Genomic DNA, 7,662 nt, shown 5'->3' with positions numbered 1-7,662 from the left:
AAAAGGCCGCTCCCGCCTAACGGCAGAAACGGCCTCCGACCTGCAAAAGCTGGTCGGGACGACAGGATTTGAACCTGCGACCCCTTGACCCCCAGCGATTCTGGTTCGGAGTGCTGAAACCCCCTTGGCACCCGTACGACGCCGTAGGCAGAAATACGGTGCCCCCCAGCCCCTATCCGGCAGATCCCTCGCCCGCCGAACTTCGCGCCCTCACGACATCAGCGGCGAGGTCGACGGCGCCCCGGAAGCTGCGTAGGGAGACACCAACCCGAGGTCCACGGTCCTCTCCTCCTTCGGTGTCTGCAGCGGCAGCGCAAGCCCTCAAGCCTGGCCAACACCCCTAGTACTCCAGCCGTAGATCGTGATCTCGGTGGTGAGGGGCGCCGAGGCGGCAGGTGGCCAGCGTCGATCATCTCGCCCGAGATCGCCCACGCCGTCGCGGGCGTCGGCTCCTTCTCCGTCTACCCGAGTTCACCGAGACGGAGGGCATCCCTTATCTCGCTGAGCTTCGCGGTCGTGGCCGGGGTCCGCTCCTGCGCTTGTTCAGCGAGTCGGAGGGCGTCGTCAATCTCGCTGAGCTTCGCGGAGGACAGAACGGCCGCCCGCTCTATCAGGTCGTCCCGGGACACAGTGGTCAGCCACGTGCACGGGGTGGAGCCTGGACGCGGGAACGCGAGCCGCAGCACGCCTTCGAACGGCAGTCCTTCACCGGCGCCGACCGTCACTTCGATGCCCAGACCGCTGATGTCGACGCCCGCCGGAGCGACGACCTGCATCACCCGGATCCCGGACGTGTCCTCTCCCGACAGCAGTACGACCAACCTCCGCTCGTCGAACTGGACCCACCAGACTTCGCCACGTTGCACAAGTCCTCCAGACACATGACGGCAGGCAGACGCTGCGCGACCCTGACGCGCTGTGGAGACGGGTGCGGCCACCGTTGATCATCGGTGTGTGAAGACTGAAGATCATGCGGTGGCCGCAGGTCACAGCGTAGACCCTGCCCGCTACCAGGAGGCGTTCGAGGGCCTGATGGCCCGGATCGCGGGCCGGTTCGCACGGGTCGAACCCCGACGTCGGGTCGGGCGGTTGGTGCTCGGGCTACTGTCGGACCTGCCGCGCAAGAACTGCTGGACCATCGCAGAGTGGGCCGGAGAGAGCACCCCGGACGGCATGCAGCACCTGCTCGGGCGGGCCAAGTGGGACGCCGACCAGGTCCGCCACGACGTGCGGGCCTACGTGGTGGAGCATCTGCGGGACGACCAGGCGGTTCTGGTGGTCGACGAGACCGGCGACGTGAAGAAGGGCACCGACACCGTCGGTGTCCAGCGCCAGTACACCGGCACCGCGGGCAGGATCGAGAACGCGCAGGTCGCCGTCTATCTCGTCTACGCCGGCCGCCGCGGACACGCCGCGGTAGACGGGGAACTGTATGTTCCGCGTTCCTGGACCTCGGACCCCGACCGCTGCCGGGCCGCCGGACTCGGTGACAAGACCGAATCCGCGACCAAAACGCAGCTTGCCGCCCGCATGTCACCCGATTCCTGGACGCCGGCCACCGGGCCGCCTGGCTCGCGGGAGACGAGGTCTACGGCGGCAACCCGACGCTGCGCGCCGCGCTGGAAGAACGCGGCACCGGCTACGTCCTCGCGGTGACCTGCTCGCACGAAGTCACCACAGGCGCCGGGAAGTTCCGCGCGGACACGCTGGCCAGGAAGGTGCCCAAGAGGGCGGAGCCAAGGGCCACCACTTCTACGACTGGGCCGTCATCGACCTCGCCGACCCCCGGCCCGGGAGCCGGCAGTTGCTGATCCGCCGCAACCGCAGCACCAGCGAACTCGCGTACTACCGCTGCTACTCGCCGGCCGCCGCAGTGCCGCTGACCACCCTGGTGCGCGCCACTGGATCGAGGTGGCGGGTCGAGGAGTCTTTCCCGACCGGCAAGGGCCTGGCGGCCTTGGACGAGCACCAGGTCCGCCGCTACCCGTCCTGGTCCCGCTAGGTCACCCTGGCCATGCTCGCGCACGCCTTCCTCGCCGTCGTCCGCGCGAACGAACACGACCGCGATCCCGCACCAGACGCCCTCATACCGCTCACCTGCAACGAGATCCAACGGCTGTTCATCACGCTCGTCATCCGGCCCGCCTTTGACCCGGTCCACCGGCTCGGCTGGTCCGACTGGCGACGCTGCTACCAGGCCCGATCCCAGACCAGCCACTACCGGCGGCAAGCCGCTCGAACGTGAAGATCACGATTTACGGCTGGAGTACTGGCTGCGGTGTTCGCACTTGGAACGCTGTAGTCCTGTTCGCATGGCGATTTGCTGGGTCGTGCATCCGTGACACGAAAGCCTTCAGCCACAACACGGCCCCAGCGCCCTGCTGGAGAAACCTCTCGTGAAACCACCAGCACCGTAGCTACTGTAGAGCGCCTCCTCGCCCCCTACGCCGCGATCATCGGCCAGGACCCGCTGGGATGAAGGAGCCTGGTCCCCCTATCCCAACGGGCGAGCACATGCTGCGTGGTCCTTGCCATTTCCCGCAGGTGCCGGGCTTCATCCTGCAGCAGGCTTCACAGCACTCCGCTCTGCGCCTTCTGGTTCTCCAGGTCAGCCACTCGTTGGAGAGCCGCGTCCCGCTCCGTCTCCAGCCGCCGAATGCGCTCGACGTACTCATTGGGGTTCTCCCCTCGCGACCGGTCCAGTCATTCCTCGACCTGTTGCTGGCGCGCACGCTCTTGACGGAGTTCGTCTTCGAGTGCGGTCAGATCGCGAGCGGCCTGCGCGTGCTGCTCGGCATTGACCTCCTCAGCTTCCTGAAGGGCGTACTCACGGGCAGCTACCGGCCCCTTCGCACGCACTGCCGCAAAGTGAGGGTCACGGCTCCCGCGAAGGTCCGCTTCAGAAAACGGGGTCACGCCCATCTCGCCGAGGAGCCTGTGTAGCCTTGACGGCAGCTGCATGCTGTACGGCGGGGGTGCCGTGCCATTGAGAAACCGAGACAGCCGGGTCTCGTCGATCTCCAGAGCTGCGGCCAGGGCCTTGGACGTCATGCCGCTCTGGTTACGCAGCTCGCGCAGTCGCTGAGCAAAGCCTGCCGGTCCGGGTGGAGACCGCCATCCAGGTCCGCGAGCTGCCGCTGTTGCGCGAGCCTGGACTCCTCTATCTCGTTCAACTCGGGCCCTCTCCAGAGATTGCCTGCTGCGCAAGTTGCAGCGGCGTGACGCAACTTGTGGTTGCCCACTGACGCAACCACAGCGCTCTGAGGTGACCTTGTCCTCAGTCGGATGAGTTCACCAGAAGGAGCCAGCAGATGCCTACCCCGTCAGCTGCACAGGATGACCGACCGTTCCTCGAACTCCACGTTGGTGATGTGCACATGGTCGTGCAACGCTTGCCGTACCGGCTCCTGGCGCTGGCAAGCGCCGCGGTCGGCATGTTCGGCGGCGCCGTATAGTTCACCGGCCGGTGAGGCCAGGCGCCTTACGGGACAACATTCCCGAGCGGCAGGTACACGTTTCGGCGCGGGCCTACCCCTTAACCGATCGTGCAGGACGTTCCCAGGCCCGGACAGATCCCGCGGCTTCGGCATTCCCCCTGCTGCGGAGCGCTAGCGCGTCGCAGAGACCGGCATAACGGTGACAGCGGACAGGCCGCCCAGCACCCGATCTGGAGAGGTCTGCTCCGTGCTGACCTGGCACGCGTACGGTTCGGCTCGCTGGGCAGTCACGGCGTCCGGAGAGGCGGCGGGCCCGGCACGTCGAGCGGTGCGCGGGCCGCCGGCGGCAGCTGTGTCAGAGCCGGTTGTTGCGGTCGTCGCTGGCGAAGAAGAATCCAAACGCGGCGCTGGTGAGGGCCACGACGGGGGTGAAGACGAGGCTCACTTCGCGGTACGCGTCGGTGGAGAAGTGCGTCCAGCGTGCGGCCAGCAGTGTGATCGTGGGCAGTCCCGCGATGAGGCCGACCATCCAGAGCATGCCGATCGCCAGTTTGTGGCGCGTCACGTCGATCGCGTGCGGCGAGCCGAAGGCTGCAGTCTGGCTGCTCTGGGGTGATTCATCCTCGACCAGGGGGCCCAGGCGGCTGCTCGGGCCGAGCGGGCCGGGCAATACGTTTTCAACGAACTCCTGCCGACTGTTACCAGGGGTGTCGGTCGCGGCGGGAGTGGTCGGGATCTCGGCGGCGGTGATGGGCCGCGGAGGAGTTAAGCGGAAGAACGGTTGGTCGGAGGGCATCTCGTCTTGCTGAAAGGGATCCAACGGCTACTTGTCCTCCGTGCGTCTCTGTACGGGAATGACCGACGACTTGAGTGCTTGCCCTATGGGCACGGAGGGGCCGAATCCGCAGGTCTGCTCTGTCTCCAGCGGAGGTATGTCCTCGTAGAAAACGCCGTCAGACGGCGGCGGACTGCTCACTCATGCTCCCCCGGCTTACAGATGCAGATGATGACGCCCTTGGGGGCGCCGATGCGATAGGTCGTCTCAAAACTGGGGGTCATATTCTCGCAGAACTCCTGGCGCTGCTGACGTACGACCCTCGCCGCGCGATCCCGCCCCTTGAACCGGTCGATTTCGGCCAACGCCGTTCGCTGCGTGCTGAGTTGGGGCACTACGTCGAGCCGCCGTTCGTTGGGCCAGTCCTGAAGCGGTGTGAGAAATCCCTGGACGTGCAGCACCTCTGGCTCTGCGTTCTCGTGACTCGCCATTCGGGGTGTCCCCTCCGGTGATCGCCGCCCTGCGGCTAGACACCCAAGCGGTGCTTGCGGGGAACGGTACCACACACAATGTGATCTTTTTACACATTCAGTGTGGATCTCATACGCATTGGGTACACACAAGAAGTGTATCCGAGCATCACCCGATGGTGATTTGCTTGACACTCAGTGCGCGTGAAGGCACTATGTCGGTAACCGAGCGTCGCCCGGTCTGATGGAGGAGATGTGTAAATGTCCAGTTCGTTACACCCTTCAAGCTCGACCTAAAACGAGCAGGCTGGCCGACGCGGGCGCCTGGCTCCGCATTGATGTGGGGGGAAACCACACGTGAGCGACCGCATTAGTGTTGCGTCGCTCATCTGTGCGGCTCCGGGCGATGACTCGTCTGCATGAGCCGTCGGGCAAGCCTGGTCTAGGGGGCCAGGGTGGGGGCCCGACGACGGTCATGCGCGGGTCTATTCGTGTGTGATATTCGAACTCAAGGAGCCTTGGCATGCCCGAGCGCCAGACCGAAGCCGCTGCATCGACAGCCGCGGCCAGTGATACGACCCAAGTGACTCGGCTCAGCGTCAACATCAATGAGGACACGGCCGAGAAGCTCCGCTGGTACAAGGAGCACAAGAACATCTCGATCACGGAGACTGTTCGGCGCGCGATCGCGCTCCTGGCCCTGGTGGAGAAGGAGACTTCCCAAGGTGGTGACGTTTTGCTCAAGTCCCCGGACGGCAAGACAGTCCGTCAGCTCTGGCTCGTCTGATCTCTGAACCCGTCGACCGAAGTCGGCTTCCGTCGCATCCGAGGGCGCAAGCAGTTCCTGCGGCGCACCCTTCTGTGCCTCCGGGCTGCTGAGTCCTCATCTGATACTCGTCTGTCGTCTTCCGACGTTGGCAGGCAGGCCCGGGCCGGGAAGCGCGATGACACCGAAGTCTTCGTGGCTGATCTGCTCGATGTGCTGAGCAAATTCACGACTCATCCCCATGGCCATTCCCCAGTAGTGGGGAGGGTCGTCAGATTGGTCGTGGATGAAGTCGGCACCGCCCAGGCTCTCGTAGCAATGGACCGCTTCTTCTGCACGATCGAGTAGGAGCCCGTCCAGGAACAGGCAGTAGGCAGCGGTGTTGCTGCCCGCGCCGGCTGCGAAGGCCCACCAGAAGCGGGCGTTCCTTACGTACCCGCACAGTTGGAGCAAGCAGGCAAAGACCAGGGCGCCCTGGCTTTCACCTGGCGTCTCCACGAACGTCATCAGGCTCTCTTCGGCGTCGCTGTGCCTAATCACCAGTTCACACAGAGCGGTCAGGTCGTCCGCGGCACGCTCGTGCGCCCTGTCGCGGTCAGCCGCGTCGGCCGGGCCGTCCTCGATGAGCAGTGCCGTGCACTCGGAAGAGGCCGGCACCAGCCAGCTGCGTACTCGAAGATTCTCCGCGACTTCGCGCTGCAGCACGGCCGCGGCGATAAGCAGGTGGAGCTGCCGGTCGTCTTCTTCTTGCTGCGCCAGGGTGTACGCAGGGAGGTCAAGCTCCACCCCTGCCAGGACGTCGGCGAATGTCATCAGGACTCCTTCCTTGGAGCCGGCATACCCCAGCCCTCATCAGGCATCAGCGCCTCCTTGAGGTCCTCGGTTGCATGTTGCAGATGAGTACGGACCGTTGAGGCACTTCTGCCAGTCAGGTCCGCAATCTCCACAGCCGTGTATCCGAGGACGTGCCGGAGCCAGAAGCACTCCCGCTGTCCTGGAGTCAGCAACTGCAGGGCCCGGTATATGTCCAGGCGGGTCAGCAGGGCGTCGATCGGATCGCACTCCACTGCCCAGTACGAGTGCACCGGCAGGAAGGCCGTGTCCATCGGGACGGGCCGGCGGTCCCTGTTCCGCAGGGCATCGACAGCGTGGTCGTGCAGCATCTTCCAGGCGAAGGCAGTGACGTTCTCACTTCGGAGCACCGTCTGCCATCGAACGTGCAACTTCAGGAAGAAAGCGTTCAGCTCCTCCCTCGCCTCGCTGGCTGAGGCAAGCTTGCTGGACAGATAGTGCTGGTAAGGGACCCGCATCTGGCGGGTGAAGGCCTCGAAGGGCACTTCCAACTTGAGAGGCAGCTCTGCCCTCAACCGCTGAGTCGCCATGGCGACGGGCCCGTCCAAGTGCACTCCTAGCCCATGGGCACCGTGCAGATGAGCGCTGCGCGGTGGAGAGCCTGCGACCCTCCCCCCTAACGCCGCACGGGAAGCTTCAAACGTCTACGCGAAAACAAGAGAATCTTACTAAAGGCGACTACTTGATCACCTCAAGCGACCAGTGAGTAGCTTGCGTTCGACCACTCCCAGGTGGGCCACTTCGAACAAGCGCGCCACGCGGCGGCGCGGGACCGCAAGTCTCTGCCACCCGTTGGGTAGGACAGACCTCAACTAGGTCTCGCCGCCGCTCTGGTCCGCGGTGTGCCACGGCCCGCTGACCTAGGCATTTATTCCTGCGCGCGGTCTGCCGTGCGCGCTTTATGCCACCCATCACTGCTTGGCATAAACGAGGCTTGACTATGTCTGGCGGGTGCCTTTGCGGGTGCATGACAAGCCCCGCCCAACTCCGGACAGGGGCCCGCTCTCCACGGTGCTCCGTCAGTCCCTGTCGAAGTCGACGTCGACGTCGACGACAAGGGTCCCCTTCGCATTGCTGCGGTCGGTGGTGGTGATCTCGCCGAAGCTCATCTGTGGTCTCCTCTTGGGGTGAGGCGGGGGCCAAATTCGGGTTGGCCCTCTGTGCCGTTCGGAAACCCATCGCCCCTGGTCAGGCTACATATCTGTACTCGTTGATCACGCCGCCGAGTATCCGGGTGTGTGGAAGCCGGTGCGTGGACGGGCTAGGTCGTGTCTTCAAAGTGGGCGGAGCCAGAGGAGTGTTGATGCCAGGGTGACGGCGGCTTTGAAGGGCGTCGCGGTTTTTTCGTAACGGGTGGCGATG

7 protein-coding genes and 1 pseudogene are annotated in these 7,662 nt (G+C 64.9%); 2 read left to right on the top strand and 6 right to left on the bottom strand.

Features of this window, described 5'->3' with window-relative positions; translation table 11 throughout:
• Positions 1 to 461: 461 nt before the first annotated feature.
• A complete protein-coding gene (locus ACFQ7F_RS44550; protein WP_383285057.1) occupies positions 462 to 866 on the bottom strand; it encodes a type II toxin-antitoxin system PemK/MazF family toxin in 405 nt (134 codons plus the stop codon).
• A 166-nt stretch (positions 867 to 1,032) separates the two neighbouring features.
• Between ACFQ7F_RS44550 and ACFQ7F_RS44545 the strand changes: the two are divergent.
• A pseudogene (locus tag ACFQ7F_RS44545) lies at positions 1,033 to 2,245 on the top strand (IS701 family transposase).
• 458 nt (positions 2,246 to 2,703) lie between these two features.
• Here ACFQ7F_RS44545 and ACFQ7F_RS44540 read toward each other — a convergent pair.
• The 3 genes from ACFQ7F_RS44540 to ACFQ7F_RS44530 all read right to left on the bottom strand — a co-directional run bounded on the left by ACFQ7F_RS44540 (position 2,704) and on the right by ACFQ7F_RS44530 (position 4,703).
• On the bottom strand, positions 2,704 to 3,207 hold the full coding sequence (locus ACFQ7F_RS44540; protein ID WP_383285055.1) for a helix-turn-helix domain-containing protein: 504 nt from the start codon (positions 3,205 to 3,207) through the stop codon (positions 2,704 to 2,706).
• Positions 3,208 to 3,792: 585 nt separating this feature from the next.
• Positions 3,793 to 4,257: a hypothetical protein gene (locus ACFQ7F_RS44535; protein WP_383285052.1), complete on the bottom strand. Its 465-nt coding sequence runs from the start codon at positions 4,255 to 4,257 to the stop codon at positions 3,793 to 3,795.
• Between the two features lie 152 nt (positions 4,258 to 4,409).
• Positions 4,410 to 4,703, bottom strand: a complete 294-nt coding sequence (locus ACFQ7F_RS44530; protein ID WP_383285049.1) for a hypothetical protein — start codon at positions 4,701 to 4,703, stop codon at positions 4,410 to 4,412.
• Positions 4,704 to 5,205: 502 nt separating this feature from the next.
• Between ACFQ7F_RS44530 and ACFQ7F_RS44525 the strand changes: the two genes are divergently transcribed.
• The gene (locus tag ACFQ7F_RS44525) at positions 5,206 to 5,469 is read left to right on the top strand and encodes a hypothetical protein (protein ID WP_383285047.1); all 264 of its coding nucleotides are present in this window, start codon (positions 5,206 to 5,208) and stop codon (positions 5,467 to 5,469) included.
• A 96-nt stretch (positions 5,470 to 5,565) separates the two neighbouring features.
• On the opposite strand, the gene ACFQ7F_RS44520 is transcribed toward ACFQ7F_RS44525, so the two are convergent.
• A complete protein-coding gene (locus ACFQ7F_RS44520) occupies positions 5,566 to 6,261 on the bottom strand; it encodes a hypothetical protein (protein WP_383285044.1) in 696 nt (231 codons plus the stop codon).
• Positions 6,261 to 6,848 carry an RNA polymerase sigma factor gene (locus ACFQ7F_RS44515; RefSeq protein WP_383285041.1) on the bottom strand — a complete coding sequence of 196 codons (588 nt, stop codon included), beginning with the start codon at positions 6,846 to 6,848 and terminating at the stop codon, positions 6,261 to 6,263. Before ACFQ7F_RS44515 ends, ACFQ7F_RS44520 begins: the two co-directional genes overlap by 1 nt.
• Positions 6,849 to 7,662 lie beyond the last annotated feature (814 nt).

The sequence above is a fragment of the Streptomyces sp. NPDC056486 genome (assembly GCF_042795295.1).
Taxonomy (GTDB): Bacteria; Actinomycetota; Actinomycetes; order Streptomycetales; family Streptomycetaceae; genus Streptomyces.
This window is presented reverse-complemented; position numbering and strand designations above follow the sequence as displayed.